Here is a 26625-nt window from a genome sequence, read left to right as displayed (position 1 = left end):
TGGAGGTTCAACCGCGACACCGCCCTTCGGCAAACGTCCGACACCTCGTGCAGGCCTACGATCCGGAGGAAGAGGATTCCAACTCCGAGATTTTTTCGTCGCTTTGCTCGGTGCGTCCGCCCAAATGCCGCGCAAGGAAGCGCTCGACGGCACGGTAGAAGTAGAGGCGGTTTTCCTCGTTGGCGAAGCCATGGCCTTCGTTGCTTTTCACTATGTAAGGCACGTCGATCCCGCGTCTTTTCAGCGCCTCGACAATCTGGTCGCTTTCGGCCTTTTTCACCCGCGGATCGTTGGCGCCCTGGGCGATGAGCAACGGGGCTCCGATCTTGTCGGCGGAGAAAAGCGGCGACGCGGCAGTGAGCAGTTCCTTTTCCTTCTCGGGATCACCGATCATTTCGTAGTTCATCTTCCGCATCGGCTCCCAGTAAGGCGGGACAGTCGCGAGAAGCGTGAACAAATTGGAAGGTCCGACGAAACTGATGCCCGCGGCATAGACTCCGGGGGTGAGCGCCATGCCGGCCAGCGCTGCATAGCCGCCGTAACTGCCGCCGTAAATCGCGATGCGTTTCGGGTCGGCGATGCCCTCTTCGACGAGCCACTTGGATGCATCGGTGAGATCGTCCTGCATTGATTTGCCCCATTGCTTGAAGCCTTTTTCCCAAAACGCACGGCCGTAGCCGGTTGAACCGCGGTAGTTGACCTGCAAAACCGCGTAGCCGCGGTTGGCGAGGAATTGCGCGGTGCCGTCGAATCCCCACGCGTCGCGCGCCCAAGGTCCGCCGTGGACATACAGCACGGCCGGCAGATTTTTCGGCTCAAGCCCGGGCGGCAACGTGAGATAACCGGGCAACTCGAGGCCGTCGCGCGCGGGGATGCGCACGGGAACCATCGGCGCCAGTTGATTCTCGTCGAGCCAAGGGGAGATATCGGACAGCTTGCGCAATTCGTCGATCTTGTCGTCGTAGAACCAGAATGCGCCGCGCGTGCGGTCGCTGTGGGTGCGGACGATGAATTTGTCCTCGTCTCGGTTGGTGGAGACGAGCGCAACCTCGGAGCCGGGAAACTTTTTCTCGAGCTTTTCCTGCAGATTTCGGCGCCACTCGTCGAAGAAATGGTATTCGGTCTTGTCGCGCGTGAAAACGGCCGCGGTGAGTACCTTGCGCTTGTCGGACCCGATAAGACCACCGGTGTCCACCTCCGGATGCTCGAAAAGCAGTTCGAGTTCTTTGCCGGTCGCAGGGTCGAGACGGACAATGGCCGCCTTGTCGCGCCCGAGGTTGGAGGTGGCGTAAAGTTCCTTGTTGTCGTAAGTGAAAAACATCGGATCGACACTCTCGCGGAAATCGGTGGTCAGAACTTTGCGGAATGGCTGGTCCTCGGTCTCGCGGTAAAGCATTTCTGTGTTGACTCCGTCGGTCTGCACGGCGGCGCGCACTTTGCCGTCGTGGTCAGTGACCCAGGAGGACACGCTGCCGGGATTTTCGGCCACGAGTTCCATCTCGCCGCTGCGCGTGTTGAGGCGGAAGACATCGAACACGCGCGCGTCGCGCTTGTTCATGCTTATGAGAAGATGGTCCTCGTCATCGCGCAGGTCATCGACCACGCCCACCCGGACACCCGGGAACGGCGTGAGGTCGCGCTTGCCGGTGCCATCCGCATTGACCGCGTAGAGGTGGAAATTTTCGTCCCCGCCGTCGTCCTGCAAATAGACCACCTGATCTTTCGCGGCCCAAAAATAGCCGGCGATGTCGCGCTTGGTCGCGTCGGTAAGCCGCCTCGGTTTCGCGCTTCCATCGACCGGCTGGACGAAGACGTTGAGGCGGTTTTCCCAAGGCGCGAGCCATGAAATATAGTCGCCGCCGGGGCTGACCTGGTAAGCAGCCCCGACTGGATTGCGGAAAAAATCCCGAAGAGGAATCACCGGGGGTTGCGGGTTTGAAGGGTTGATTTCCATGGCGAAGGCGGCACAAGGCAAAAGCAACGCGAGAAGCGGAATATGGCGGGTCATGACTTGAGATGAGACTCTGCAGACGGCCGGAATGTTCAACCGCGACGCGAGCCCTGCACGGGTTTACATGCCGTAGCCTGCGCGGTCACGCCCCAAGCCGGGCAGAACTCACAACCCCTCCAAGCCGGCGGCCTCGGGCTGTTTCTGGGCAGCTTCCTCGGCGGCCTTGAGCGCATTCTGACCGGCAGCTTCGGTGAAGATGATCAGACGTCCGGTCAGCGTTGAATAGACCGCAGACATTTTTTTGTCGGGGCACTCGTAAACCACCGTGTAAAGGTCCGGATGAAGCGTTTCCCATTTCCCGCCACCGAAATTCCGGTTGAGCAACTCGTGGATTTCGCTCATCGAGATTTGGAGCGGCGGACCGACGTAGTCTTTCGTCGGGAGAAGTTTTTTGTAGGCAATGCGGTCCACTTTTCCGTCGTCGAATTCTGCAAAAATACGGAAGCCCGAGGATTCGAAGACATAGACCCCGCCATCGTTGCTGATCCGCACATGCTTGCCGTAGCGCTTGGTGCAACCATCGAAAGTTTCGCCGAGACGTCCGAAACAGGGGACAGCAAGCAACAGCGCTGCCACGATCGATAGAGCCAGCCGGGGAGCTGTCACAAATACAGCATAAGCCGTCGCAAAACTGTCCGCCAATGAAATCCGTATCGATACCATCGGACGCGGTTGACAGCCAGTGCGATGTGAATCACATTTGATTCACAATGAAAACCGCCACGGTCCGCGACCTTCGCACCTCATTTCCCAGCTTGCAGGCCCTGCTTTTCGAGGGCCAGGAAATCGCCATCACCAAACGCAAGCGCGTTGTGGCGCGACTGCTTCCGGCGGGCCCGTCCGTTTCCAAGCCCGACTTTCGCGCGAGATTCGGCGGAGCTGCTCCTGCGCCCGGGCGCCACGAGAAAAGCGCCGTGCAGATGCTTTGCCGCGACCGGGGCGAATGACTTTTTGTGATTCCAGTTTCCTGCTGGCGCTGCTGTTGCCGGGTGATTTCTTTCACAGGCATGCGTTACCGGTCGCGGCGCAGTTCCGCGAGAGTATCCCCTACACGCTGCTGGCGGAGTTGGAAGTGACGAACACAATCCGGCGCGCGCTTCGCGAGCGAATCATCACACGCGCGACCCACGATGCCGCCTTTCGCCAGATCGAAGCGGATCTTGCCAGCGGCATTCTCGCGCGGCGCGACACGCCGCAGAGCGAACTTTTCCGTCTGGCCCGGGAACTTTCCCGTCGCTACACCCCGACCATTCCAGCGCGCTCGTTGGATATCCTGCAAACAGCATCGGCTCTGTCGCTGGGAGCCGACACCTTTTGTTCTTTCGACGAGCGCCAGCGGCAGCTCGCCAAAGCGGCACGCTTGAAAATTCTTCCCCCGTCGATGCCGAAGCCGGCAAAAGCAAAACCATAGCCCTTATTGTCGTCAGCGATTTACCCCGGAAAAAAACGGCTAGCGCAAGCGGGTGAAGGGAATCGAACCCTCGTATGCAGCTTGGGAAGCTGCCGTTCTACCATTGAACTACACCCGCGGAGTGTATGTTGATTTTGTCCGGACCGTCCTGCGCCGCAAGGGGAAAATGGGACTCGGCGGACGGGGTGTCCGGATTTGATGGCAACAACAGCAGCGAAGTTGGCGTTCCGAATGTCGTTGCGCGGGGACGAATGAGGAGTAGGTTCGGCGGGCAAGTTTAGCCGGAAACCCCCGTCGGCACATTCGTTGTCACAATCCACCCAAGTCCCCCAGCCAACTACCCAATGAACACATCGAAAATATTGCCCCTCGCCGTCCTCGGACTTTTGGCCTGCTCGTCCGGCCTCCAAGCGCAAGGCAGCAACTCAAACAATCTTCTGCCCGTCGTGATTGTCATCAGGCACGGGGAAGATCGCGATCCGTTCATCGACGCCAAGGACAAGAACAATGCGGCACTCAACAATTGGAAAACGAGTTGGGCGCCGAATTGGCCGAACTACACACTCCCGAACAGCACCAACGTCCAAGTCCACCAGCACGGGCTCTCGGATTTTGGCGAGAAACAAGCAGCATTTCTGGTGACGAGCCTTCCGGAGTTGCTGAAGAGCGAAAACTTCATGCCGATCGCGCGTGTGGTGACCAAGGATCCTTGGACCGACAATGAGTCGGGCGGCTGGCCGACGCCGAACCCCTTCGACACCGCTTGGCCGCTGATCAAAACGCTCGGCATTCAGGATGTCATGCTGATCAAAGACAAAAAGGGCACGAATCCCTACGGTCCAAGAGCGGGAAAAAAGAACGAGACGGTGGACAAGGATCTTTTGGCGATGCTGCCGTGCTACCATGGAGAACCCGACAAACCGGCCGATTCCATTTTGCCGACCGACAGCGAGGGCAAAGTCACCGGTTCCACGTTGATTGTCTGGGACGGACAGGGCATGTGGGGGCCGCACCCGAAAGACGGTTGGTATTGGGCGGACGACTTCGATAAGCCCGAGGACTTTGCGGGCAAATTCAGCAAAACCGGCGCGAATGTGCTGCGGTTGCTCGGCGGTCTGCGCATTCCTAACATTCTGCGCGAACGCAGTCCGCAAGGCGGGGGCGGCTTGCCCGGAAAAGCGCGACGGCTTTATCTATTCTATCCCCGCTATGGGACTGGCCCTCTCTACTCGCAGATAGCTCCGCAAATCATCAAAGCTTCGGAGGAATTCCACGGAACAAACAACTACGGCACAAACACAATCATAACCCCGAAGTATGATCTGATGGTCTGGGATCTGCTCAGCCCCGAGAACAAGCCGACAGGTTGGACGAACATCGCCACTTTCCAAGTGAGCGAGGCGACCAAGGTCGAGACTATCCTCCGCAACCAGACCCGGTAGCTGCAGGCCGGGCAGCGGGGGAACACGACGCAGCAAACCGCCGCACTGCGGAGAGTCACCAGCCGACTTCGATCGGCGGGACGACGACCCCGGCGTGGGAGCCGGCCAGCGTTCCCTCGGACCGCTCGATTGACTCGACGATACCGTTGACGAATGACACTTTCACCGTGCCGACGGGGACTTTGACGTAGATGGTCGAAGCGCCGTAGCCGTAGTTGCCGCGCATCACCACGGTCTCGAGCTTCTCTCCCGGCGAAGGGCGGTAGCCGGTGATGGATTGCGCGTAGGAAGGCGTGAAGACCGTCTGCGGAACAAGCTCGTATTTGATGTATTCGAAGACTTGCGACGTGCCCTCGCGCCCGGAGCGGCTGGAACGTTTCTGCGGCTTGCCCAGACTGCGCGTCACTTCTTCGGTGGTCATGCCGATGGCGATCTCCTTGCGCGCGATCAATGCATCGACCTCTTTGCGGCGATTCTCCGCGCGGCGCAGCGTTTCGACAAAGCCTTCCGGCAAGGGATTGAGAAAGGCCTGGTCAACCCACGCTGCGACACCGCCTTGGCGCGCATTGCCAACCACGCGCAGCATCCCGCCCGGGCCGACCGCATCCAGCTTGACCGCCTGCGGATAACGCAACATCCCGGCGAACCGGCGGGCATGGAGTTCGAAATAACACGGCGCTTCCTGGCGCATGGCCAGACGCACCTGCGGAAGATCAAAATCAGAAAGATAAATCGCCCCCTCCTCACGCGCGATGGGCTGCGAGGCCAAAGCCGGTGCGGCGAGAAACGCCAGCAGGATCAAAAGTCGCACGCCGGACGAATACACCCCGTTGAGGCGGAAGACAACCGGACAAGCCCCACACAGGAGTTGCCAAAAGTTGTTGTGCGGGGCAACTTCCCGCCGATGAGAACAAAACTCCTCCTGACATCCATCGCGGCCCTCGGCCTCGCTTTCAACACACTACAAGCCGGATTTTTCGACGAGATCAAAGGCGACCTCATCGATGTGCCGGCCGGCGATTCGCCGAAATACACGGCGCTTTATTTCTCCGCCCACTGGTGTCCGCCCTGCCGCATGTTCACGCCCAAGCTGGTCGAGTGGTATAAGGACTTCAAAAAGACCCACCCGAACTTCGAGTTGGTTTTTGTCAGCTCCGACAGGGATGAGGCGTCGATGAAAGAATACATCGAAGGTGACAAGATGCCGTGGCCTGTGGTCAAGTTCGACCAAGCTGAGAGCGAGACCTTCCGGAAATATTCCTCCGACGGCATTCCCTATCTCGTGCTCATCGACGAGAACGGCAAGGACCTGACGGGTCAGGCTGGCAACGAATGGCAACCCCCGATGCAGGTGCTCGAAAAAATCGAGAAGATCGTGCCCGCGGGTTCCTGAGCACCCTCAGCCGGCGAGCAAAAGCACCAAGATCTGCGCGGATATGATGCGCAGGAGCATGGTCAACGGATAGACGGTCGCGTAGGCCACAGACGGCGCATCGGACTTGCTGATCGCGTTGGCGAACGCCAACGCGGGCGGATCGGTCATGCTTCCCGCGAGCAGGCCGCAGATGGCGATGAAGTTCACGCGCAGCGCGAGCCGGGCAAACAAACCGACGGCGAGCAGCGGCAGCAGGGCTATTGCGAACGCGCCGCCCAGCCAGAAAAGACCGTCGTGGCTGAGCAGCGTCGGCACGAACTTTTCGCCTGCTTTCAACCCCACGCACGCAAGGAAGAGCACGATGCCGAGTTCGCGCAATGCCAAGTTCGCGTTGGCCGGCATATACCACACGAGCGGCCCGATGCGGCCGATGCGGCCGAGCAGGATCGCGAGCACAAGCGGCCCCCCGGCCAGCCCGAGACGCACGGGCACGGGCAGACCGGGGAACTGGAACGGCACCAGCCCCGCAGTCACGCCGAGCAGGATGCCGACGAACATCGGGATGAATTTCGTCTCGTTGAGTGCCTGCAGGGAGTTTCCGAGCAGATCAGCCGCCTTGGCGATGTTGTCCTCGTCGCCCACCACGTGCAGGAAGTCCCCGAACTGCAGCTGCAAATCGGGCACGGCGGTCATTTCCACATCGGCGCGCAACACGCGCGTGACGGCCACACCGTAGAGCACGTCGAGTCCCAGCGCGGCGACGGTTTTTCCCAGCACTTCCTTGCGTGTGACGACAACTCGGCGGAACGCCACCCGCCCCGGAACGCGCATGAGGTTCTCGCTGCTCTCGCGCCCGACGATGAGGCGGAAAGCTTCGAGCTGGCGCCGCGGGCCCACGGCGAGGATTTTGTCGCCCTTGTGCACGATTGTTCGCTCGGTAGCGACCTCCACCTCCTCGGCACCGTTGCGCTTGATCCGCGAGACCATCACGCCTGTCTCGTGGCGCCCGGGGATGTCGCCGATCTCGATTCCGTCGAGATTCGCGTTTTCCACCACGAGGCTCATGCGGTCCAGCGGCTCGATCCCTTGGAGTTGCTCGGCGCGGAAGGCGGCAACCTCTTTCCCCAGATCAACGCGGAAAACTTTGCGGAAAAACAACATCACTCCGATGATCCCGAACACGCCCACGGGATAGCCGACCGCGTAAGCGAGCGCGGGCAGGGCCGCGCGGTCAGGCGTGATGGCGCTGCCCGATTGCGAAGCGAGCACGGAAACCGTCTGCTGCGTCGCACCGAGCGAGGGTGTGTTGGTCGTTGCGCCGCTGAAAAGACCGCAGGCGGAGAGCACATCGACGCCGGACAACGCCGCGAACGCCAGGGTGATCCCTGCGCCGAGCACGACCACTGCGGCGGCCAGCGCGTTGAACTTGAGACCGTGGCTGCGCAACGAAGCGAAAAAGCTGGGGCCGAGTTGCAGGCCGATGGTGAAGACAAAAAGGATCAGACCGAACTCGCGGACAAATTCCATGATGCTGTGGTCGATGGAAAAACCCAGATGACCGGCAATGATTCCGGCGAAGAGAACACCGGCGATGCCGATCCCCACCCCGCGCACCTTGATCGAAGCGATGGCCAGTCCGACGATGGCCACAGCCGACAGCACAAGCACGGCCCACGCGACGGGCTGGCTCTGCGCCAGAGCAAAATGCCCCATCACGATTTCCGAGAAGCCTCGTAGGCGCGGGCGATACGCAGCAGACGGGCTTCTTCGAAGGCCGGGGCCATGACTTGCAGACCGACCGGCAGCTTTTTCCCGTCCACATCGGCATCACCGCAGGGCACACTGATGCCGCAGATACCGGCGAGGTTCGCGGCGATGGTGAAAATATCGGCAAGATACATCTGCAGCGGGTCGGACATGCGTTCGCCGATTTTGAAAGCCGGCACGGGCGAGGTCGGGGAAAGCAGGCCGTCCACCTTTTTGAATGCTTCCTCGAAATCGCGGCGGATGAGAGTGCGGACTTTTTGCGCGCGCAGGTAGTAGGCGTCGTAATAACCGCTGCTGAGAACGTAGGTGCCGAGGATGATACGGCGCTTCACCTCACGGCCGAAACCCTCGCCGCGCGTGCGCCCGTAGTGGTCGGCCAGATCCTGCGGTGCGGAGGCGCGGCGTCCGTAGCGAACGCCGTCGAAACGCGCGAGATTCGCCGAAGCTTCCGCCGTGGCGATGATGTAATAATCGGCCACGGCATACTTGGTGTGCGGCAGAGAGACTTCGACGATTTCCGCCCCGAGTCCGCGATAAACCTCGATCGCCTCGCGCACGCGGGCTTCGACCTGCTCATCCATGCCATCGACGAAATACTCTTTCGGCACGCCGAGCTTCATCCCTTTCACGCCGTTGTTGAGTCCCGCCGAATAATCCGGCACGGGCAGATCGAGTGTCGTCGAATCGTTCGAATCGTGGCCGGCGATGGCTTGCAACACGAGCGCGGCGTCTTCCACCGTGTGCGTGAAGGGGCCGATCTGGTCGAGCGAGGATGCGAAAGCGACCAGGCCAAAACGGGAAACGCGTCCGTAGCTGGGTTTCAATCCCACGCAACCGCAGAGCGCCGCCGGCTGGCGGATCGAGCCGCCCGTGTCGGAGCCGAGCGACGCGAGTGCTTCGCCGGCGGCGACCACCGCAGCCGAACCGCCGCTCGAACCACCGGGAATCCGATCCGGGTCGCGCGGATTGCGCGTGATGCCCACGGACGAGTTCTCGGTCGATGAGCCCATGGCGAACTCGTCCATGTTGGTGCGCCCGAAAGGAATCGCTCCCGCCGCACGCAATTTGGTAATGACCGTCGCGTCATAGGGCGCGGTGTAGCCCTGCAGGATCTTCGATGCGCAAGCGCAGGACTCGCCCTTGACGTTGATCACGTCCTTGATCGCCACCGGGATGCCACCGAGCGGCAAATCGACGTCGGCCTTGGCGGCCGCGGCGCGGGCTCGCTCGTAATCGCGCGAAAGATAGCCGCCGATCTGCGGATCGGTCTTCTCGATCGCGGCGTTGACCGCATCGACCAGTTCGACGGGCGAAAGCTCCTTCGCTTTCAACCGGCGACGGGCATCGGCAATGGTGAGACCGGAGATATCCATCAGCCCTCCACTACCTTCGGAACAAGAAAGAGCCCGCTGCCCGAATGCGGGGCGTTGGCCGTTGCTTCCTCCTGGGTGAAGCAGTCGCGCGGCACGTCGGCGCGGAAAACATTGTAAACGGGAAACGCGTGCGCCGTCGGCTCGATGCCGTCCACGTTCACTTCGCGCAGTTGCTCGATGTAGGAAAGGACGTGGTCCAGCTGCGGCTGGAACTCGGCAATTTCCTCCGCGCTGAGGCGGAGACGGACGAGATCGGCGACATAACGGACATCGAGATGCGGCACACTCATGGAAAAAGATTGGGATAATCGCCCGGTGCGGCGATGTCGAAATGTTTCACGCTGCGAGCTTCAGTAGGACTTTGCCCCGCACGGTTCCGCCGGCGGCCAACGCGACCGCTTCCTTCGCTTGTTCCAGCGCGAACTCCGCGGCAATCTGCGGACGGAAACAGCCCCCGGCGGCCAGCCGAAATATTTCACCGAACATGGAGGTGCACGCCGCGGCGTCCGCGGTCTTCAGCCAGCGCGTAAGCCAGAATCCGCGGAAACAAAGGTCGCGGAAGATGAGAAAACCGTTGGGAATTTTCAGCGCTTCCTTGCTCATCGCGCCGTAGGTCGCCAGCGTTCCGCCGGGCGCGAGCAGGCCGGCCAAACGCGTGGCCGAGGCGCCTCCGACGGCGTTTAGCCCGAGGCGGGGCCTTGAGCCTCCGAGCAAAGCGGCCGCCTCGGCGGCCATATTCTCACCATCCACCACGACCGCGTCGGCGCCGAGTTCGCGCAGTGGCGCCGCGGCTTCGGGACGGCGGACGACATTTAGCGTTTTCCATCCGCGATGTTTTGCGATTTCAATCACCGCGCGACCCACGGCGGATGTCGCCGCGTTCTGGACGATCCAATCGCCGGCATGAAGCCCGACAAAGTCATGCAGCAGGCGGAACGCCGTCGGCGGGTTCACGCGCAGCACGCAAGCCGCATGCGCATCGAGACTTTCCGGCACCGCAACGAGATTCTGCGCCGGCCAGTTGCCCGCCTCGCGCCAAGCCTCGCGGTCCACAAGCACGGTTTTTCCGATCCATGAGGCATCGACACCCAGCCCGACGGCGGTGACAACACCCGCACCCTCGTTGCCCGGCACGTCGGGCAAAGGACGAGCCTCGCCGTATTTGCCCTCCAACATGTTAAGATCCGCAGGATTTACCGGCGCCCACCGCATGCGGATGGAAACTTCGCCCGTCGCAGGCGGCGGACAGGCGACTTCGTCGATCTGCAGCACCTCCGCCGGCGAACCCGTGCAGTGGTAGCGCGCCGCGCGGACAGTTTTCTCCATGGCCATGAATAACAAGCTAGAGAAAACGCGCCGCTTTTTCCAGCTTGCGCCACCTCGGCACGGCTGACATGCTGCCAGACCGCTCCGGCCGGCCCCGAATGGGATCACCGACCCCGGCGCGAACAGCCGAAACCGGAACCGAGGTATCCATAGTTAGTCTTATTCCCGCCATCGCGGGACCCGTTATGACGCAAGTCCAAGAACTGATCGCCAACGCGACAAAAAAATACAAAGAAGGCAGCATTGTCAAAGGCCGCATCCTGGAAGTCCGCCCCCGCGAATTTCTCGTCGACATCGGCTACAAATCCGAGGGAACCATCTCCGCCACCGAGTTCGACGATCCGTCGGAAGTCGCCGTGGGCGATGAAGTGGAAGTCCTTCTCGTCCGTCTCGAAAACGACGAAGGCATGGTCATCCTTTCGAAAGAAAAGGCCGCCTACCGCCAGAACTGGGACAAAATCAGCAAAGTTTTCCAAAACGAGGGCATCATCAAGGGCCGCGTCAAAGCCGTGGTCAAAGGCGGCCTCCTGGTCAACATCGGGGTCGAAGCATTCCTTCCCTCCTCGCAGATCGACATCATCCCGCCGAAGGACCTCAACCAGTTTGTCGGCAACACCTACGATTTCAAAATCGTCAAACTCAACGACGACCGCAAAAACGTCGTCCTCAGCCGGCGCGAACTCATCGAGCAGGAGCGTTCGGAGAAGCGGCAGAAATTCATGGAGAGCACCGATGTGGGGGCCATGGTCACCGGCACGGTGAAGAACCTCACCGATTTCGGCGCGTTCATCGATCTCGGCGGCATGGACGGCCTTCTCCACATCACCGACATGACTTGGGGACGCCTCACCCACCCGAGCGAGATGCTCAAGGTCGGGCAGGAAATCACGCTCCAAGTGCTCGAAATCAACAAGGACAAAGAACGTGTCTCCCTCGGTCTCAAGCAGACCACAAACAATCCGTGGGACAAAATCGAGGAGCGCTTCCCGACCGGCACCAAGGTCAAAGGCAAAATTACCAACCTTGTGCCCTACGGTGCGTTCGTGGAGATCGAACCCGGCGTCGAAGGCCTCATCCACGTATCCGAGCTTTCCTGGACCAAGCGCATCACGCGCCCGTCCGACGTCCTCGCCCAAGGGCAGGAAGTCGAGGCTGTCGTGCTCGGCGTCAACAAGGAAGAGCAGAAAATCTCGCTCGGTGTCCGCCAGCTCGAACCCAATCCGTGGGACGAGATCGAGCAGCGCTACATCATCGGCAAGCAGGTCAAGGGCAAGGTCCGCAACATGACCGCCTACGGCGCTTTCGTCGAACTCGAGGAAGGCATCGACGGCATGGTCCACGTGTCCGACCTCAGCTGGACGCGCAAGATCAACCACCCGAGCGAAGTGCTCAAAAAAGGCGACGAAATCGAAGCCGTGGTCATCGACATCGACAAAGCCAACCAGCGTATCGCGCTCGGCGTCAAACAGCTCGACGAGGATCCGTGGAAGGAAATCGACCGCCTCTACAAAATCGGCGATCTGGTCAAAGGCAAAGTCACCAAGCTGGCCAACTTCGGCGCGTTCGTCGCGCTGGACCACGACATCGACGGCCTCGTCCACATCTCGCAACTCAGCGAGGATCACGTGGCCAAGGTCAAGGACGTCATCAAGGTCGGCGACGACGTTGAAGCCCGCGTCATCAAGGTGGACAAAGTCGAGCGCCGCATCGGCCTCTCGATCAAAGCAGCCCACTATAGCGAGGAAGCCTTGCGCAAGGAATCCGAAGCCATGGAAAGCACCCTGCGCTCCGGCGAACAGATGGTCGGCCTCGCGCAGGCCTTCGAAAATGCCGAACTCGAGGAATACCGCCCGGGCCAAGGCAAAAAGAAATAGACCTCACCGCGCGGACGGCGTTGACAAACGGCGCCGTCCGCGCATTTTTTCCCAACTATGGAAATCACCGCCTACCTCAAAACCACGTGCGGCTGGAGCAACGGCGTCCGCGCCATTCTGGCCAAATACGATCTGCCCTACGAAGAGAAGGACATCCTGAAAAACCCCGAGTTCCGTGCCGAGATGGAACAGCGCAGCGGACAAAAGTTGTCCCCGTGCGTGGTGGTCGACGGGCACATGCTCCCCGACATCAGCGGCGAGGAATTGGAGAATTGGCTCGTGGCCAACGACCGCATTTCGCGCAGTGATGCCCCGGTCGAGGTGCCGATCAATTCCTCCTGCCAGAACAAAAAGCAGCACGTCGCCTGAGGCGGCTGGTCCAGCTTTCAAAAAACCCGCGGCCCGCGCCGCGGGTTTTTTATTGCCTCCCCATTCACACCAAAATCAGGAAGAAAAACGGTTCAGGATTGCCCCACACGGACACACTCCAAACCCTGAAAACTGCTCCTAACTGCCCAGCAATATGCGACCAGTAGCAAAACCCAATATTAACGCGCTGTCGTATACTATCTGTTGGGTGCAATAAAAGCTAAGGATGAAACCAACGAGTCCCTACCGGTGGCGCACCAAAGTCCGCAGCCGTTTACCGTGGCTTCTCATTGACCTGGGAATCGCTGCGAAGGGGAAGGACTGCGAGGCCGCTGGTGGTCAACATGATTGGTATAACAAAGACGGTAAAAGCAGCGCTTGTTACCACTGCATCGTTGAGAGGTCTGGCCAGCTATGGAAGCAGTAGCACCCAACAATGCACTCCAGCGCGACGTCGCCGCCTTCGTCGGAGCCGCGCCTGAGCGAAGTCGTTATTTTCTGGCGAGCCTTTACGCCTATATCGAAGCGTTGAAGATCTTCTTCGGCATCCATCCGAAGGCCTATCGCAGTTCCCACCGCGCGCTATCCAACCGCTTCCCGTTAGCTATCTACTAAACGCACGACGCGGAAAACGTTCTGGAGCGCGCTGTGGTCTATTGTCGCCGCAGGTCATCTTGGATTCGGCGACACGTCAAAAATGCCTAACCAAATGGATCAACCAAGTTTGCTGCGCTTGGCGACTGTCCTCGAGCGTTAAGAACGGCTAATCTACTCCCCCAAACCGCGCGCTTCGGCGACAACCAATTCATCGTCCGCGCTGAAAACAATGCGCATCGGCGCGCAGCAGACTTCGCAGTCGTAATCCCATTCGCAGGGAACCTCCGACAAGGCCGGCGCGGGAACCTCGAAGCTTTCGTGGCAGGTCGGACAGACCACCTCGGTGTAGGCCGTCATGGCGTTGTCCCGAACAATGTTTCGTAAAAAAGCGGATACAGCCCCGTGTTGTCGAAAGATCCACGGACTTTGTCGGCGTTGAACCCTGCGGCCCGCACTAGGATCGCGCCACTTGAGTCGAGTTTGGAACCCCACGTGACGACAAACTGATGACTCCGTCCGGCCTTGTCCGGCGCGCTGGTGAAAGGTTCGGCAATACCACCCTCGGGCGCTCGCTTTGCGCCATCAAGCGGCGCGCCGTTGGCATCCCGCGACGTGCGCAGCATCTCCGCCTCGCCCTTGGTGCCGCGCAATCCCAACACATCCGGGTTTCCCGCTTCGCTGTCGCCGAAGGTGACAAGAAGCGTGTCGGGATGTTTCTCCACGAAATCCAGCGCGACGCCCAAGCCCTCGTCGCCGCGCCTGAGCGCCTCGATCAGACCCGTCGCATTGTTGCAATTGCCGAAGTTGTCGGTGCCCTCCTCCTCGACCACGAGAAAAAATTGGCGGCCGGACAAAAATCGCAGCGCGGCTTTGGTCATTTCCGCAACCGTTGGTCCTTGGGGGTCGTAAGAGGGCAATTTTTTCTCGTCGAGCGCCTCCTCGGGTTCATCGTTGAAGGTGTCCTGAGAAGCGAAAATACCGAGCACCTTGCCGGCGTTGTCGGGCAGCGCGGCCAATTCCTCCCGCGTGAACACCACGCGATAGCCTGCAACCTTCGCCTCCTCGATCAGATTGCGGCCGTCCTTCCGCTTGCCGGGACAGTGCCTGCCCTGCACACCCTCCGGCAGATACCATTCCTCGCCGCCCGCGAGGATGACATCGGCGCCCGAAGCGAGTTGCTGGGCAACGATCTCCGCATCATCCGCACGCGCGTGCACGCTGGTGAGAAAACACGCCGTGCCGGGTTCGACCGCACTGCCGCTGTTCACCACCCCGACAGCCAAACCACGAGCCTTCGCCTCCTGCATGATGCTTAGCCGCTTCCCCGATGGCGCGAGCGGGGGTTGATCCGATTTGCCGTCCGTGCCGAACGCATCGTAGGGAACCTTCACCCCGTAAGCATGCGCCGTCGCCGCCGCATTCGATGAAGTGGTGAGCGTGTTCTCCTGGTGTCCGCGGTAAACCGCGATGTGCGGAATTTTGTCCCAGTTGATCTCGCCATCGGGCCCGGCGATGACCATGCGCGCCATCTGCCATTGCGCCACGCCGGCACCGTCGATGTGGAAGAATATGACACTGCCGGTCTTCTTGTCGGGTTGGGTTTCCTTTCCCGGCTGGGACTTTGACGGCCCGCAGGAGACGAGCAAGCCCGCGGCCACCAAGACACCAACTCGCCACAACTCACTCGTCACACGTCACTCCTCTATCTCACTCTCCTATGTCCTCATTCCAAAGGTCCGGCTCCGCGGCGATGAAATCCTTCATGAGGGCGATGCACTCCGCATCCTGCCGGACTTCCACCGCAACCCCTTGCGAGCGGACGTAACCCTCCGGACCACGGAAAGTTTCGTTCTCGCCGATCACGACCTTGGGAATGCCGTAAAGGAGAATGGCCCCGCTGCACATCGGACAGGGCGAAAGCGTCGAATAAATCGTGCAGCGGCGGTAAACCGATGCGGGCAGCCTTCCGGCGTTCTCCAGACAATTCATCTCCGCATGATGGATCACACTGCCGTCCTGCACGCGGCGATTGTGGCCGCGGCCGATGATTTTTCCATCCAGCACCAGCACCGAGCCGATCGGGATGCCACCCTCTTCGCGTCCGCGGCGCGCCTCCGCGATCGCCGCCTGCAAAAATGGATCATCGGTCGCCATCTCGCCCGACATTAGGCGCCACGCACCCCGAGCCGCAAGCTCGACACGAGGCGCGACAAGCGCTGTCATTCCGTCCAGTGAAAAGCATGACAGGATTCGGCCGCGGAGAATGCATCAGCGGAGGCACGCGCTACTCGATCGAGATTTCCACCGTCAACCGCCGCAACGCGGAACTCGTCTTCAATCTGCCGCGCGAACTCGGCCCGGCGGAAAACCAGTTGCGCGAAATCATCGCCCCTGCCGTGGTGCGCGGACGCGCCACCGTCACCGCATCCGTCTCGTCCGGGAAAAAAGACCGGCCGCTCGTTGATCCCGATCTCTTCCGGCGCCTTCACGCGGACATTTCGCGCGTGCAAAGCTCGCTGAAAATTCCCGGCGAGCCGTCGCTTTCCGACGTCATCCGGCTTTACGCCGCCGCCGTCCGCGAGAATGCCGGTGCGTCCACGCCCGACACCGCGGCCCTCTGCAAGGCGGCGCGCGCAGCCCTCAAGGCACTCGAGGCGATGCGCAACAAGGAAGGCGCGCATCTCGCCAAAGAACTTCTGCGCCTGCTGGACCGCTTCGCGAAAGAAATCGCAGCGATAGAAAAGCTCGCGCCGTCCGTCACCGCCAAGCACCGCGAGGCCATGCGCGCCCGGCTCGCCGAAATCGCCGCGCCGTTTGCCGCCGATGACGAACGTCTGGCTCGCGAACTTGCCCTTTTTGCCGACCGCTCGGACATCACGGAGGAACTCAGCCGGCTGGCCAGCCATATTGCTCAATTCCGGGCCGGGCTAGATGCCAGGGACGCCAACGGACGCACCCTTGATTTCCTCGCCCAGGAAATGTTCCGCGAGTGCAACACCATCGGATCGAAAGCCAACCTCGCCGCCGTGACCCGCCACGTCGTCGCCGCCAAAACGGAACTGGAGCGCCTGCGCGAGCAGGTGCAAAATGTCGAATAAGCGATGAAGCGCCTCGGCATACTCTTCGTCATCTCGGCGCCGTCCGGCGCGGGCAAGTCCACCATCTGCAGCTCGCTGCGCCAAACACCCGACACGGTTTATTCCGTATCCTGCACCACGCGACCGCCGCGCGCGGGCGAGATCGACGGCGAAGATTACCACTTTCTCGACACCGCGGAATTCGAGCGCCGCATCGCCGCGGGAGAATTCCTCGAACACGCCCGGGTCCACGACCAATACTACGGGACGCTTCGCAAAACCATCGACGAGCAGCTGCGACGAGGCATCGACGTGCTGGTCGATATCGACACGCAAGGCGCGGCCACCATCCGCCGGAACGCCGATCCTTTCATCCGCGACTCGCTCGTCGATATTTTCATCATGCCTCCGGACATCGAGGAACTCCGGCACCGCCTGCGCAAGCGCGGCACCGAGACCGGGGAACAAATTGAGCGTCGCCTGCAAACGGCCGCCGTGGAAATGCGGTGCTGGCGCGAATACAAATACACCATCATCAGCGGATCCATGGAGGAGGACCTCACCAAGTTCCGCGCCATCACCCGCGCCGAGCGCTACCTCAGCCGGCGCATCATCTCGCTGGAGGGCTGACATGGCCGACCGCAAAACCATCGTCCTCGGGGTCACCGGTTCGATCGCCGCCTTCAAGGCCGCCGACCTTGCCAGCCTGCTGTGCAAAGACGGGCACGACGTGCATGTGGTCATGACCGAAGGCGCGCAGCGCTTCATCACCGCGCTCACTCTGCAGACCCTGAGCAAAAATCCGGTGACGACCGGCCTGTTCGACGAGCAAGCGGGCTGGATCCCCGGACACATCGAGCTGGCCGACCGCGCCGACCTGCTGCTTGTCGCCCCCGCTTCCGCCTCGGCCATCGCGCGCCTTGCACTCGGCCTCGCCGATGACGCGCTCACCTGCATCGCGCTCGCCACACGCGCACCGCTCGTCATCGCGCCGGCGATGAACGGCAAAATGTGGTCGCATCCCGCCACGGCGCAGAACACCGATGTGCTGCGCGCGCGCGGCGCGGTGATCATCGGTCCCGACGAAGGAATGCTCGCATGCGGATACGAGGGCGCGGGACGTTTATGGCCGGTCGAAGACATCGCCGCGAAGGTCGGCGACATGCTGCGTCGCCGTTGATTGCGGCGAAACAAACGCGTTTTTCCCGCGCGAATGATGCACCTCGCGCACAATGCGCCCGAAATTTTTTGAAAATTTTTCCAGAAAACCGTTGACGATGATGCGCAGCGGTTCTACCAAAACGATTGTGAGTTGCCCCAACAGCAATCTCCAAACCCGCCACTGCGGTTCGAAAGGGGGGATTTTGGATGGCCGTTAAAAAGAAGAAAGCCGCCAAGAAGAAAGTTGCGAAGCGCAAGCCCGCCAAAAAGGCTGCTAAGAAAAAAGCCGCGAAGAAGCGTCGTCGCTAAACCTTCACGGTTTTGAAAGTTCACGGGAGGGGATTATTCCCCTCCCGATTTTTTTGTCCGCGGCGCGCGCCGCATCTGCTACCAAATCACCGGACATGTCCGAATTTCTCTCCACCGCGGTCGATGCCGCGCTCCTCGCCGGCAAGCTGCTGCGCGACAACTTCGAAAAACCACTCGAGGTCGATGCCATGCACGCACACGACATCAAGCTGGAACTCGACCGCCGCACCCAGCGCCTTATCGAGGACCACATCCTCGCCCTCCACCCGGATCATGCCATCCTCGGCGAGGAAGGGATCCGCGGGGGCACCGGGGACCATGAGTGGATCATCGATCCGCTCGACGGCACCGTGAACTACTTCTACGGCATCCCGCATTTCGCCACCACCATCGCCGTCCGGCGCAACAACGATATCGTCGCCGGGGTGATCCACGACCCGATGCGCGGCGAGACCTGGACGGTCGAAGCCGGTGGGCCGGCCCGGCTCAACGGAAGGGAAATCCGCGTAAGCGACCGCACGGAGCTTCAGGACTGCATTGTTTCGATGGGTGTATCCAAAACCATCGACACCATCGACAACACGCTGCCCGTGTTCAGCCGCGCCATCCGCCGCGTGAAAAAAATGCGCATGCTCGGGAGCGCGGCACTCGACATCGCTTACGTGGCCTGCGGTCGCCTCGACGCCTACATCGAAAGCTCCATCGGTCTCTGGGACATCGCCGCCGGCGTGCTCCTCGTGCGGGCGGCGGGAGGCGTCGTCGATCTCCAGCCGCACGCCGACACACCGAACAAGTTCAGCATCAGCGCCGTGAGCGGCAACGCCGATATCGCGTCCCTTGTTGCCGCCTGACTCCCTCAACCCTCATTCCTGAACCCAGGACTTTCCCATGACCACCACCGGCCTCGGCTATGACATCCACCGTTTCGCGGAAGGGCGAGCGCTGGTTCTCGGCGGTGTCGCCATTCCGCACGAACGCGGTCTGGCCGGACATTCCGATGCGGACGTCCTGAGCCACGCGATCGCCGACGCGATCCTCGGGGCCATCGGTGAACGCGACATCGGCCACCATTTTCCGAACACCGACGAGTCGCTCCGCGGAATCAGCAGCATGGAAATCCTCAAGTTGGCGCGCAATCTGTTGAACACCCACGGCGGAAAACTCCGCAACATCGACGCCACGATCATCGCCGAGGCGCCGAAGGTCGGGCCTTACGTGGATGCGATGCGCAAGGAACTGGGGCAGGTCCTCGGGTTGGCCCCGGCGCGGATCGGGGTGAAAGCCACGACCAACGAAGGCCTCGGTTCCATCGGTCGCGGCGAAGGCATCGCCGCCATGGCCGTGGCCTCGGTGGAGTTGCCGTCATGAAGCGGCCCGCCATGCTTCAAATTTCAACCTTCAACCCTCGACTCTTCTGATTCGCTTCCACAACACGCTCACCCGTTCGGTCGAGCCGTTCGTGCCGCTCGATCCCGACGGCAAAACCGTGCGCCTCTACACCTGCGGTCCCACGGTTTACAACCACGCGCACATCGGCAACTTCCGCGCCTACATTTTCGAGGACCTCCTCCAGCGGCACCTCGAATACCGCGGATTCGACGTCCGGCGCGTGATGAATCTCACCGACGTGGACGACAAAACCATACGCGGCGCGCGGGAAAAGGGCATCCCCCTCGCCGACTTCACCCGGCCGTTCAAAGAAGCCTTTTTCCAGGACTTGGACACGCTGCGCATCAAACCCGCCGCCGGGTTCCCCTGCGCCACCGAACCCGAGCACATCGCACGCATGATCGCGATGATCGAAAAACTCGTCGCCGCCGGACACGCCTACAAGGCCGAGGACGCATCGGTTTATTTCCGCATCGCCAGCTTCCCGTCCTACGGGAAACTCGCCCACTTGAATCTCGAGGAACTCCGCCCCTCGGGGCGCGTGCGCTCCGACGAATACGAAAAAGAGAGTATCGGCGATTTTGCGCTCTGGAAAGCGCACGACCGCGAAGATGGCGATGTGAAGTGGGACAGCCCGTGGGGACCGGGACGCCCGGGTTGGCATATCGAGTGCAGTGCCATGGCTACCGCGTTGCTCGGCGACCGTCTCGATATCCACTGCGGCGGCGTGGACAACATTTTTCCCCACCACGAGGCCGAAATCGCGCAGACCGAATGCTGCACGGGGGCGAAATTCGTCAACCTCTGGATGCATTGCGCGCACTTGATGGTGGACGGACGCAAAATGGCCAAGTCGTTCGGCAATTTTTACACCCTGCGTGACTTGCTCGACAAAGGGTGGACCGGGCGCGAGGTGCGCTACGTTCTTCTGTCCGCCCATTACCGGCTACCGCTCAATTTCACTTTCGAGGGGCTGGCCGGGGCGCGCAGCGCGCTCCAACGTCTCGACGAGTGGCAGCAACGGCTGTCGGAGCTGGCCTCGACCGCCGCGCAAAGCGCGCCGCATCCGCTCGTCGCGGGGGACAAGTTCGCCGGAGCCCTCGACGACGACCTCAACATTTCCGCCGCGCTTGGCGCGCTTTTCGACCTCGTGCGCGACACCAACCGGGCGATGGACAAAGGCGAGGTCCCTCCGGAAGAAGCCCGCGGCATTCTCGATTACTGGCAGCGGATCAACTCTGTGCTGCGACTGGAAGCCGATGCCACGGGCGTCCCCGCGGAGATCACGGCATTGCTCGAAGAGCGGAATGCCGCGCGTGCGGCCAAGGACTGGAGCAAGAGCGATGTCCTCAGGGATGAATTGCTCCGGCGCGGCTGGGTGGTAAAAGACACCAAGGACGGCACCAAGCTCACCAGAACCGGCGCATGAATTTCCCACCTTCCGAGTTTCTCTCGCTCGAGCACACCGACCACCGCTCGCTGTTTGAAAAGGTCAACAATGTCTGGGAGGCACTCCCGCTCATCGCCTCCTATTTGCAGTTCCGCCTGAAGCCGGCGATCCACGGCAAGCAAATCGGCCGCCCGTTCATCAGCAACGCGGTTTACATCGGCCACGGCACGACGATCGAACAAGGCGCGATGGTCAAGGGCCCGGCGTGGATCGGCGACAACTGCGAGATCCGCGCCGGCTGCTACATCCGCGAAAACGTCATCGTCGGCAACAGCGCCGTGCTCGGCAATTCCTGCGAGTTCAAAAACAGCATCATCTTCGACGAGGCGCAGGTTCCCCATTTCAACTACGTGGGCGATTCGATCCTCGGATACAAGGCGCACCTCGGCGCCGGCGTCATTCTTTCCAATGTCCGCCTCGACCACGCGGAGGTCGTTGTCCATACCCCCGGCGGCCCGTTTCCCAGCGGCCTGCGCAAATTCGGAGCGATCGTCGGCGACCACGCGGAAATCGGATGCAACAGCGTGCTCAGCCCCGGCTCTGTCGTGGGACGCGAAGCGATGATTTATCCCGGCACGCAATGGAAAGGCGTCCTGCCCGCGCGAACCATAGCCAAATTGCGGCAACAGATCGAACTCGCACCGCGCGGCTGATCTTCTCCACCCCCCCATGCGTCAATCAGCCATAGCCGCGCTGCTATGCGCCGCCTTCCTCGCACTCGGCCCTGCGTTGGCCGATTGCCGCGCCCAGCAGTCCGCAACGGCGGAAACTCCGCGCGCACCCCAAAAAAAAGAAAGCTTCCGGGCGTGGGCCAAAAAGAATCACCTCAACTACTATCTCGCGGGTTATGCGGCTGTCATGGCAATCGCGGCCGGCGTATCCATCTCCGGGCTTTCTTACCGCTTCAGCGAGCGGAGCAAACTTTACTCGGTGGCCAAAGCGCGCACGACCGCGTGGGGTGCCGCGCTCGGGATGGGTCTGGGTGTGGCCGTGGCGGTGATGCAGGTGCCGTCCAAACAGCAGGGCAAACTTCTGAGTCTGATCGTCTGCATGACCGTTGCCACGCTGGCCACGCCATTGGTCACCTACATCAGCTTCGCCGGGTTCCGGCGTTTGCACATTTTGCGCGCAGGCAAGCGCGGCCGCCCCACCAGTGTCCGTATGGACCTGCTTTGAAGAGCATCCGATCCGCGGACCGGCACATCCGGGAGCGGAATGGAAAAAATTCTTAACGCTGCACGGCGCGTGTCACCGCCGCCGTGATCTGGTCGGTGCAGTCGGGGTTCAACGAGGCGGCGTAATTGCCCAACTCGATCGCGTCCGAGGGATCATCCCAGGCCATGCGTCCGACGGTTGCCACCAGCTCGTGTTCGCCGGACTTGGCGGCTTGGCGCAATTGCGTCCGTTGCTCCGAGTTCAGCCCGCTGCCGGCGGCCGTGCGCGGACCGCCCGTGTCGCTGCCCAGATCCATGCCGGCGCACCCGCAGAGCAGGAGCGCGAGGGGAAGAAGCGTTTTTTTGCCGGTTCTCATTGATCGAAGCCCGACTTGGTCACTCCCCCACCGCGATCGGCGCGCGCACACGGTTGCCCCACTCGGTCCATGAACCGTCGTAGTTGCGCACTTTGTCGTATCCCAAAAGGTAAGTGAGCACGAACCACGTGTGGCTCGACCGCTCGCCAATGCGGCAATAGGCGACGATGTCCTTGCCCGGACCCAGCGCACATCCCTGCGTGTAGATTTTCTCCAACTCGGCACGGGATTTGAAAGTTCCGTCGTCGTTCACCGCCGTCTTCCACGGAACGCTCCGCGCCCCCGGCACATGACCGCCGCGCAGCACACCCTCCTGCGGATACTCCGGCATATGGGTGATCTCGCCGCGGAATTCACCCGGTGAGCGAACGTCGATGAGCGGAAGCTTCTGCTCGCTGTGCTTTTTCGCATCCTCGTAAAACGCGCGGATCTCCGCATCGAGGCGCGCCGCGGGCACGGGATAATTTGCCGGCGCGTAGTGCGGTTTCTCCCGCGTCAGCGGACGCCCTTCCGCCGCCCATTTGTCACGCCCGCCGTTCATGATCTTGACTTTCTTGTGCCCGAACAACCGGAACACCCAGAGCGCGTAGCACGCCCACCAGTTCGACTTGTCGCCGTAAAAAACGCACGTCGTGTCTGGCCCGATCCCGTTCTTCGAGCACACCGCGGCGAACTCCGCTGGCGTGATGTAGTCGCGCACGGTCTGATCCTGCAAATCGGCGCGCCAGTCGATATGCACCGCACCGGGGATGTGACCGGTGTCGTAAAGCAACACGTCCTCGTTGCTCTCGACGATCCGCACTGACGGGTCATCGAGATGTTTCGCCACCCATTCGGTGGACACCAATGCTTCGGGATGCGCGTAGTCTTTGTCGTTCATGGCTGGATTATCGTGAAAAGTGGCGGAAGGGGTGGGATTTGAACCCACGGAGACTTGCGCCTCTCCGGTTTTCAAGACCGGTGCATTAAACCGCTCTGCCACCCTTCCTTCTTCGCGCAAAATATCGCCCCCAAGAAGCGCTGGCAAGCGGGACAGGCGGATGGCGACAACAGTCAATCCCCCGCCAAATCGCCTGAACCATCAACCAGCCAAGAGCCGTCTTCCGAGCGAACAAGATCGACTTTGATCTCCATGGGAAAGTCCTGATCGGCGCTCTCGAGCACGACACGCGCGCTGTCGCTATCGGTGTCACTCGATTTCACCCGGAAGCCCGAGGGAAAGTCTTGGCCGCCGATCACGGCATCGGCGCCATATCCGAGTTCCGGATCTTCTTTGAGTGCATCACGGTAGAGCTTGGCCAGACGACGGCAGAAGTTTTCCGTCACATCCGGACGCTTTTCCATCCAGGAGATCGCGGCCTCGTAGCCTCCGCCCGTGCCTGCACTGATGAATTCAATGTAGGAATTGATGAAACCGGAGGCGACGCCGGCAGATTCTTTGTCCGCGGCACGACAAATTGCCGGAGCAGACAGAACCGCAACAGCGAGCAGGGAAATACGCAGGAGAGAATTCATGCCGTCAGACAATCAGAAACGCCACCGCCCGTCTGCACCTTATCGTCCGGTGGCGAGGATCACGACGCCCAGGCGGCCGTCGGTGCGCCACAGGTCGCCACCGCCGTTGCGCCCTTCGAGTTTTTTGTGGAATCCATCGATGAAGAACTCGGATGCGGCACAACCGGCTTTCTGCAGCCCTTGCATGATGAGATCGCGTTCCGCATCCACATCGGGCGCGATGTGGTGGGTCACCTCACCCGTGGTGTGGCTGAGTCCTACACGCTCGTCGAACGACGCGCTGCCGATCCATACCTCGCGACCGTCGTATTTCCGGTCCCACAACCAGAAACGGACATGGTGTCGCCGGCGGGGGCTGTCGCCCACCGGCAGTTCGAAGGCGAGATCTTCCTTGCGCCCGAAAAGGTAAAGATTGCTCACCGGCGCGGAATCATCCGGCTTGCGAAGCACGGAGTCGGCCACGATGCGGGCGCTGGTGGCGAAGGTGATCGGGTCGGCCGGATACCAACTGGCGGCATGCATGGCGCGCACGACATCAGCTTCGCTTCCGACCAAGGCGATATTGAGCGGATCGCCGGGATGACCATCGGCTGTGTGTGTGATGTGCGGGGCGCCGTCGAACGCGGGATCATGACGGGAAAGTTGGCGCCAGGCCCAAGGTGCAAGCAAGTAGGCGGCAACAGCCCAGGCAAGAATCCCGACAACGATCCAGTGCAGACGAGGGTGTTTTTTCATCGGCGCAAGCGGTAGCGCCCGTCACCGACGCTGAGGACTTCGATGCGCACGGGTGCAAGTCCCTGGCTGTGGAAGCCCAGTTTTTTCGCGCTGGCCTCTGTCATGTCGATGGCCCGGTCGCCGATGAACGGACCGCGATCGTTCACGCGGACAACGGTGTGGCGTCCGTTTTCGAGGTTGGTGACCCGCACCCGGCACGGGAGAGGCAGGGTCTTGTGCGCGGCGCCCTTGCTCCACGGGAAAATCCTTTCCCCGATGGCGGTCTTTCCGGGAAAAACCAGGAATCCTCCGCGGTAATGCGAGGCCGTGCCGGTCTCGACATGCCCGACCGCCTGCTGAGGGCTCATCGGATAATAGCGCTGGCCGCGAACCGTGTAGGGGGCGTCCTTGTAGCCCTCGTATCCCCCGCCCCCGCAACCGGCGAGAAGCAAGGACATCATCATCGTGACGGAAAACCGGAGGAGGAAAACCGGCGGAAGTCCGCCCAATTCACACGGCATGGGCCGAGCGTCAAACCGGGCGCACTCCGGATCAAGCGCATTCACGGGAGGCAGACAAAAAAACACCGCCGCCCGCGAACGGGCGGCGGTGCGTGAAACTTCGCTGCGTCGCGGAGATTATTCCGCTTTCTTCTCGAGCGCTTCGCCGGCGCTCTTCGCACCTTCACCGAGATCGGTGGCGGCTTTCATCGCGCTGGTGGACACGTCCTCGACGGCGGCACCCGTGGCCTCGAGCGTCATCTTGGTCGCGTCGTATGCGCCCTCGGTGGCGGTTTTCACGCCTTCCGCGGTGGTGGTGATCGCCTCGCCGACGGCATTGACCGACGAGGAAGCGTCGTGCGCAACTCCCTCGGCCGTAGCTTTGACACCTTCGGCGGTTTCTTTCACCGCCTCGCCGGCCGCGTTTACGGAGGCGGACACATCGGCGGCGGCGCCACCGGCAACATCTTTGGTCGCATCCCAAGTGCCCTCACTCACGGCGGCAGCGCCTTGGGCAGTCGCCTCGACAGCTTCACCGGTTTTCTCGACCGCTTTCTGCGTGTCTTTGGCAGCTTGGTCGCATCCCGCCAGACCGGCCAAAGCCGCTGCGGAAACAATGGTCAAAATGTAGGATTTCATAACAAGCGAAAGGTGAAGCCAGAATCGCGACGGCGCAACCCATTTTTGGCACGGCCTTCGTTGCTTGGGCGGACGAGTCAGGGCATCAACCCGACCCCGAATCTTTTTGCCACCAGCGCGGTGATGACAAAGCAGACGAACGTGAGCAGGGCGCACCAGAGCAGGGACCACCAGAAACCCACGCCTTTGTTGAGCAACCACGGCATGAGCAGGAACATCGGCATCGTCGGGATCACATACCAGAACGTGTAAAACGCATGATTGGAGAGCTTTGATGTTCCCTGCTTTTCCAAGTGCAGCCAGATCAGCACCATGATCGTGACAAACGGCAAAGACGACACGAGCGCACCCAGGCGGTCGCTCCGCTTCGCCAACTCGGAAACCAAGACGATGATGAAGGCGGTCACCGCGTATTTCGTGATCAGAAGGGTCATGCGCGCATCATGCGCGGCTGCGTTTTTTTGGCAAGAATGACGCGGTGGCATCCCGAGGCGGGATGTGACATGAACAGTTGCCCATTTACAGGTAGTTATAGCTTGTTGCGCAGGACTGGAATGCACTTTAAACACACCCTGCTCGACTTTGCTTCACTCTGGAACTGCTGGCGTTCCTGCTGACAGCTGCGGGTAGTCTTCTATGACACAGACAGCTTGGGTTCGTCCGAGTATTAGAACCTATCCCAAAACCTGGCGTGGTGGCGTTGCGGATAATTTTCGTTTGTGGCAAGGAGCAAGCGATGTGGCTGTATCCTCTGCGATACAGTCCCGAGCGCCGCGACGCAGCCACGGAAGAAAA

Annotated in this window: 32 protein-coding genes and 2 tRNA genes; 15 read left to right on the top strand and 19 right to left on the bottom strand. The window is 61.2% G+C overall.

Annotated features, from left to right (window positions below; all coding sequences use genetic code 11):
* Positions 1–55: 55 nt before the first annotated feature.
* Together FGM15_09515 and FGM15_09510 are read right to left on the bottom strand one after the other, a co-directional pair.
* Entirely contained in the window at positions 56–2008 is a 1953-nt protein-coding gene (locus tag FGM15_09515; GenBank protein ID MBU3666094.1) for a S9 family peptidase, read from the bottom strand.
* A gap of 108 nt (positions 2009–2116) precedes the next feature.
* Entirely contained in the window at positions 2117–2617 is a 501-nt protein-coding gene (locus tag FGM15_09510) for a hypothetical protein (GenBank protein ID MBU3666093.1), read from the bottom strand.
* 104 nt (positions 2618–2721) lie between these two features.
* Here FGM15_09510 and FGM15_09505 point away from each other — a divergent pair, with 104 nt between their 5' ends.
* Both FGM15_09505 and FGM15_09500 read left to right on the top strand, forming a co-directional pair.
* Entirely contained in the window at positions 2722–2958 is a 237-nt protein-coding gene (locus tag FGM15_09505) for a hypothetical protein (protein MBU3666092.1), read from the top strand.
* Positions 2955–3422, top strand: a complete 468-nt coding sequence (locus FGM15_09500; protein MBU3666091.1) for a type II toxin-antitoxin system VapC family toxin — start codon at positions 2955–2957, stop codon at positions 3420–3422. The genes FGM15_09505 and FGM15_09500 overlap by 4 nt, the downstream gene beginning before the upstream one ends.
* Positions 3423–3469: 47 nt before the next feature.
* On the opposite strand, the gene FGM15_09495 is transcribed toward FGM15_09500, so the two are convergent.
* Positions 3470–3540: transfer RNA gene (locus FGM15_09495), tRNA-Gly, on the bottom strand.
* A gap of 226 nt (positions 3541–3766) precedes the next feature.
* Between FGM15_09495 and FGM15_09490 the strand changes: the two genes are divergently transcribed.
* The gene (locus FGM15_09490; protein MBU3666090.1) at positions 3767–4864 is read left to right on the top strand and encodes a hypothetical protein; all 1098 of its coding nucleotides are present in this window, start codon (positions 3767–3769) and stop codon (positions 4862–4864) included.
* 55 nt (positions 4865–4919) lie between these two features.
* Here the strand turns inward: FGM15_09490 and FGM15_09485 are convergent, their stop codons facing one another.
* Positions 4920–5501, bottom strand: a complete 582-nt coding sequence (locus tag FGM15_09485; GenBank protein MBU3666089.1) for a hypothetical protein — start codon at positions 5499–5501, stop codon at positions 4920–4922.
* Between the two features lie 18 nt (positions 5502–5519).
* On the opposite strand from FGM15_09485, the gene FGM15_09480 reads away from it, so the two are divergent.
* A complete protein-coding gene (locus tag FGM15_09480) occupies positions 5520–6257 on the top strand; it encodes a redoxin domain-containing protein (GenBank protein ID MBU3666088.1) in 738 nt (245 codons plus the stop codon).
* 6 nt (positions 6258–6263) lie between these two features.
* Here the strand turns inward: FGM15_09480 and FGM15_09475 are convergent, their stop codons facing one another.
* From FGM15_09475 to FGM15_09460, 4 genes are read right to left on the bottom strand one after another with little or no spacing between them, the layout of a single operon-like run.
* Positions 6264–7952 carry a putative transporter gene (locus FGM15_09475; GenBank protein ID MBU3666087.1) on the bottom strand — a complete coding sequence of 563 codons (1689 nt, stop codon included), beginning with the start codon at positions 7950–7952 and terminating at the stop codon, positions 6264–6266.
* Positions 7952–9379 (bottom strand): Asp-tRNA(Asn)/Glu-tRNA(Gln) amidotransferase subunit GatA, encoded by a 1428-nt coding sequence (gatA, locus tag FGM15_09470; GenBank protein ID MBU3666086.1) that lies wholly within the window; start codon positions 9377–9379, stop codon positions 7952–7954. Before gatA ends, FGM15_09475 begins: the two co-directional genes overlap by 1 nt.
* Positions 9379–9669 carry an Asp-tRNA(Asn)/Glu-tRNA(Gln) amidotransferase subunit GatC gene (gene gatC, locus FGM15_09465; protein MBU3666085.1) on the bottom strand — a complete coding sequence of 97 codons (291 nt, stop codon included), beginning with the start codon at positions 9667–9669 and terminating at the stop codon, positions 9379–9381. The genes gatA and gatC overlap by 1 nt, the downstream gene beginning before the upstream one ends.
* 46 nt (positions 9670–9715) lie before the next feature.
* Positions 9716–10711 carry a zinc-binding dehydrogenase gene (locus FGM15_09460; protein ID MBU3666084.1) on the bottom strand — a complete coding sequence of 332 codons (996 nt, stop codon included), beginning with the start codon at positions 10709–10711 and terminating at the stop codon, positions 9716–9718.
* A 179-nt stretch (positions 10712–10890) separates the two neighbouring features.
* On the opposite strand from FGM15_09460, the gene FGM15_09455 reads away from it, so the two are divergent.
* From FGM15_09455 to FGM15_09445, 3 genes are all read left to right on the top strand, one after another.
* Positions 10891–12579 carry a 30S ribosomal protein S1 gene (locus tag FGM15_09455; GenBank protein ID MBU3666083.1) on the top strand — a complete coding sequence of 563 codons (1689 nt, stop codon included), beginning with the start codon at positions 10891–10893 and terminating at the stop codon, positions 12577–12579.
* Between the two features lie 57 nt (positions 12580–12636).
* Positions 12637–12948 (top strand): glutaredoxin, encoded by a 312-nt coding sequence (locus FGM15_09450; GenBank protein ID MBU3666082.1) that lies wholly within the window; start codon positions 12637–12639, stop codon positions 12946–12948.
* Positions 12949–13362: 414 nt separating this feature from the next.
* Entirely contained in the window at positions 13363–13563 is a 201-nt protein-coding gene (locus FGM15_09445; GenBank protein ID MBU3666081.1) for a hypothetical protein, read from the top strand.
* Between the two features lie 153 nt (positions 13564–13716).
* Here FGM15_09445 and FGM15_09440 read toward each other — a convergent pair whose 3' ends face one another.
* Genes FGM15_09440 through FGM15_09430 form a run of 3 tightly spaced genes read right to left on the bottom strand, consistent with a single transcriptional unit; the run spans position 13717 to position 15699 of the window.
* Positions 13717–13902: a CPXCG motif-containing cysteine-rich protein gene (locus FGM15_09440; protein ID MBU3666080.1), complete on the bottom strand. Its 186-nt coding sequence runs from the start codon at positions 13900–13902 to the stop codon at positions 13717–13719.
* Entirely contained in the window at positions 13899–15236 is a 1338-nt protein-coding gene (locus FGM15_09435) for an alkaline phosphatase (protein ID MBU3666079.1), read from the bottom strand. Before FGM15_09435 ends, FGM15_09440 begins: the two co-directional genes overlap by 4 nt.
* Before the next feature lie 16 nt (positions 15237–15252).
* On the bottom strand, positions 15253–15699 hold the full coding sequence (locus FGM15_09430; GenBank protein ID MBU3666078.1) for a nucleoside deaminase: 447 nt from the start codon (positions 15697–15699) through the stop codon (positions 15253–15255).
* On the opposite strand from FGM15_09430, the gene FGM15_09425 reads away from it, so the two are divergent.
* From FGM15_09425 to FGM15_09390, 8 genes are all read left to right on the top strand, one after another.
* A complete protein-coding gene (locus FGM15_09425) occupies positions 15681–16643 on the top strand; it encodes a YicC family protein (GenBank protein MBU3666077.1) in 963 nt (320 codons plus the stop codon). The genes FGM15_09430 and FGM15_09425 overlap by 19 nt on opposite strands.
* A 3-nt stretch (positions 16644–16646) precedes the next feature.
* Positions 16647–17252 (top strand): guanylate kinase, encoded by a 606-nt coding sequence (locus tag FGM15_09420; protein ID MBU3666076.1) that lies wholly within the window; start codon positions 16647–16649, stop codon positions 17250–17252.
* 1 nt (position 17253) lies between these two features.
* Complete coding sequence (locus FGM15_09415; protein MBU3666075.1) at positions 17254–17802, top strand: phosphopantothenoylcysteine decarboxylase; 549 nt, start codon at positions 17254–17256, stop codon at positions 17800–17802.
* A 385-nt stretch (positions 17803–18187) separates the two neighbouring features.
* Positions 18188–18943 carry an inositol monophosphatase gene (locus FGM15_09410; GenBank protein MBU3666074.1) on the top strand — a complete coding sequence of 252 codons (756 nt, stop codon included), beginning with the start codon at positions 18188–18190 and terminating at the stop codon, positions 18941–18943.
* A 37-nt stretch (positions 18944–18980) separates the two neighbouring features.
* Positions 18981–19460: a 2-C-methyl-D-erythritol 2,4-cyclodiphosphate synthase gene (locus FGM15_09405; GenBank protein ID MBU3666073.1), complete on the top strand. Its 480-nt coding sequence runs from the start codon at positions 18981–18983 to the stop codon at positions 19458–19460.
* A 46-nt stretch (positions 19461–19506) separates the two neighbouring features.
* Positions 19507–20910 carry a cysteine--tRNA ligase gene (locus FGM15_09400; GenBank protein MBU3666072.1) on the top strand — a complete coding sequence of 468 codons (1404 nt, stop codon included), beginning with the start codon at positions 19507–19509 and terminating at the stop codon, positions 20908–20910.
* Positions 20907–21584, top strand: coding sequence for a UDP-N-acetylglucosamine diphosphorylase (locus FGM15_09395; protein ID MBU3666071.1), 678 nt, complete (start codon positions 20907–20909; stop codon positions 21582–21584). The genes FGM15_09400 and FGM15_09395 overlap by 4 nt, the downstream gene beginning before the upstream one ends.
* 16 nt (positions 21585–21600) lie before the next feature.
* Positions 21601–22107: a hypothetical protein gene (locus tag FGM15_09390; GenBank protein MBU3666070.1), complete on the top strand. Its 507-nt coding sequence runs from the start codon at positions 21601–21603 to the stop codon at positions 22105–22107.
* A gap of 52 nt (positions 22108–22159) precedes the next feature.
* Here FGM15_09390 and FGM15_09385 read toward each other — a convergent pair whose 3' ends face one another.
* The 8 genes from FGM15_09385 to FGM15_09350 form a co-directional block, all read right to left on the bottom strand.
* Complete coding sequence (locus FGM15_09385; protein ID MBU3666069.1) at positions 22160–22462, bottom strand: hypothetical protein; 303 nt, start codon at positions 22460–22462, stop codon at positions 22160–22162.
* A 19-nt stretch (positions 22463–22481) separates the two neighbouring features.
* Complete coding sequence (locus tag FGM15_09380; protein MBU3666068.1) at positions 22482–23342, bottom strand: sulfurtransferase; 861 nt, start codon at positions 23340–23342, stop codon at positions 22482–22484.
* A 20-nt stretch (positions 23343–23362) separates the two neighbouring features.
* Positions 23363–23450 (bottom strand) — tRNA-Ser (locus tag FGM15_09375).
* 65 nt (positions 23451–23515) lie between these two features.
* Positions 23516–23977: a hypothetical protein gene (locus FGM15_09370; protein ID MBU3666067.1), complete on the bottom strand. Its 462-nt coding sequence runs from the start codon at positions 23975–23977 to the stop codon at positions 23516–23518.
* Between the two features lie 39 nt (positions 23978–24016).
* Positions 24017–24712 carry a hypothetical protein gene (locus FGM15_09365; protein ID MBU3666066.1) on the bottom strand — a complete coding sequence of 232 codons (696 nt, stop codon included), beginning with the start codon at positions 24710–24712 and terminating at the stop codon, positions 24017–24019.
* On the bottom strand, positions 24709–25212 hold the full coding sequence (locus FGM15_09360) for a septal ring lytic transglycosylase RlpA family protein (protein MBU3666065.1): 504 nt from the start codon (positions 25210–25212) through the stop codon (positions 24709–24711). Before FGM15_09360 ends, FGM15_09365 begins: the two co-directional genes overlap by 4 nt.
* Positions 25213–25329: 117 nt before the next feature.
* A complete protein-coding gene (locus FGM15_09355; protein MBU3666064.1) occupies positions 25330–25830 on the bottom strand; it encodes a hypothetical protein in 501 nt (166 codons plus the stop codon).
* A gap of 77 nt (positions 25831–25907) precedes the next feature.
* A complete protein-coding gene (locus tag FGM15_09350; GenBank protein MBU3666063.1) occupies positions 25908–26264 on the bottom strand; it encodes a DUF3147 family protein in 357 nt (118 codons plus the stop codon).
* Positions 26265–26625 lie beyond the last annotated feature (361 nt).

It is taken from the genome of Chthoniobacterales bacterium (assembly GCA_018883245.1).
GTDB lineage: Bacteria > Verrucomicrobiota > Verrucomicrobiia > Chthoniobacterales > JACTMZ01 > JACTMZ01.
The sequence above is the reverse complement of the archived record's forward strand: the minus strand, read 5'-3'. Positions and strand labels throughout refer to the sequence as shown.

Coding starts and splice junctions, on each gene's coding strand:
- FGM15_09460 (MBU3666084.1), bottom strand. CDS start 10,711: ATGGCCATGGAGAAAACTGTCCGCGCGGCGCGCTACCACTGCACGGGT.
- FGM15_09500 (MBU3666091.1), top strand. CDS start 2,955: ATGACTTTTTGTGATTCCAGTTTCCTGCTGGCGCTGCTGTTGCCGGGT.
- FGM15_09490 (MBU3666090.1), top strand. CDS start 3,767: ATGAACACATCGAAAATATTGCCCCTCGCCGTCCTCGGACTTTTGGCC.
- FGM15_09420 (MBU3666076.1), top strand. CDS start 16,647: ATGAAGCGCCTCGGCATACTCTTCGTCATCTCGGCGCCGTCCGGCGCG.
- FGM15_09385 (MBU3666069.1), bottom strand. CDS start 22,462: ATGAGAACCGGCAAAAAAACGCTTCTTCCCCTCGCGCTCCTGCTCTGC.
- FGM15_09455 (MBU3666083.1), top strand. CDS start 10,891: ATGACGCAAGTCCAAGAACTGATCGCCAACGCGACAAAAAAATACAAA.
- FGM15_09440 (MBU3666080.1), bottom strand. CDS start 13,902: ATGACGGCCTACACCGAGGTGGTCTGTCCGACCTGCCACGAAAGCTTC.
- FGM15_09485 (MBU3666089.1), bottom strand. CDS start 5,501: ATGTTGCGTTATCCGCAGGCGGTCAAGCTGGATGCGGTCGGCCCGGGC.
- FGM15_09390 (MBU3666070.1), top strand. CDS start 21,601: ATGCGTCAATCAGCCATAGCCGCGCTGCTATGCGCCGCCTTCCTCGCA.
- FGM15_09450 (MBU3666082.1), top strand. CDS start 12,637: ATGGAAATCACCGCCTACCTCAAAACCACGTGCGGCTGGAGCAACGGC.
- FGM15_09415 (MBU3666075.1), top strand. CDS start 17,254: ATGGCCGACCGCAAAACCATCGTCCTCGGGGTCACCGGTTCGATCGCC.
- gatA (MBU3666086.1), bottom strand. CDS start 9,379: ATGGATATCTCCGGTCTCACCATTGCCGATGCCCGTCGCCGGTTGAAA.
- FGM15_09425 (MBU3666077.1), top strand. CDS start 15,681: ATGGATCATCGGTCGCCATCTCGCCCGACATTAGGCGCCACGCACCCC.
- FGM15_09355 (MBU3666064.1), bottom strand. CDS start 25,830: ATGAAATCCTACATTTTGACCATTGTTTCCGCAGCGGCTTTGGCCGGT.
- gatC (MBU3666085.1), bottom strand. CDS start 9,669: ATGAGTGTGCCGCATCTCGATGTCCGTTATGTCGCCGATCTCGTCCGT.
- FGM15_09350 (MBU3666063.1), bottom strand. CDS start 26,264: ATGACCCTTCTGATCACGAAATACGCGGTGACCGCCTTCATCATCGTC.
- FGM15_09430 (MBU3666078.1), bottom strand. CDS start 15,699: ATGGCGACCGATGATCCATTTTTGCAGGCGGCGATCGCGGAGGCGCGC.
- FGM15_09480 (MBU3666088.1), top strand. CDS start 5,520: ATGGAGTTCGAAATAACACGGCGCTTCCTGGCGCATGGCCAGACGCAC.
- FGM15_09445 (MBU3666081.1), top strand. CDS start 13,363: ATGGAAGCAGTAGCACCCAACAATGCACTCCAGCGCGACGTCGCCGCC.
- FGM15_09360 (MBU3666065.1), bottom strand. CDS start 25,212: ATGCCGTGTGAATTGGGCGGACTTCCGCCGGTTTTCCTCCTCCGGTTT.
- FGM15_09380 (MBU3666068.1), bottom strand. CDS start 23,342: ATGAACGACAAAGACTACGCGCATCCCGAAGCATTGGTGTCCACCGAA.
- FGM15_09505 (MBU3666092.1), top strand. CDS start 2,722: ATGAAAACCGCCACGGTCCGCGACCTTCGCACCTCATTTCCCAGCTTG.
- FGM15_09410 (MBU3666074.1), top strand. CDS start 18,188: ATGTCCGAATTTCTCTCCACCGCGGTCGATGCCGCGCTCCTCGCCGGC.
- FGM15_09395 (MBU3666071.1), top strand. CDS start 20,907: ATGAATTTCCCACCTTCCGAGTTTCTCTCGCTCGAGCACACCGACCAC.
- FGM15_09515 (MBU3666094.1), bottom strand. CDS start 2,008: ATGACCCGCCATATTCCGCTTCTCGCGTTGCTTTTGCCTTGTGCCGCC.
- FGM15_09475 (MBU3666087.1), bottom strand. CDS start 7,952: ATGGGGCATTTTGCTCTGGCGCAGAGCCAGCCCGTCGCGTGGGCCGTG.
- FGM15_09405 (MBU3666073.1), top strand. CDS start 18,981: ATGACCACCACCGGCCTCGGCTATGACATCCACCGTTTCGCGGAAGGG.
- FGM15_09365 (MBU3666066.1), bottom strand. CDS start 24,712: ATGAAAAAACACCCTCGTCTGCACTGGATCGTTGTCGGGATTCTTGCC.
- FGM15_09370 (MBU3666067.1), bottom strand. CDS start 23,977: ATGAATTCTCTCCTGCGTATTTCCCTGCTCGCTGTTGCGGTTCTGTCT.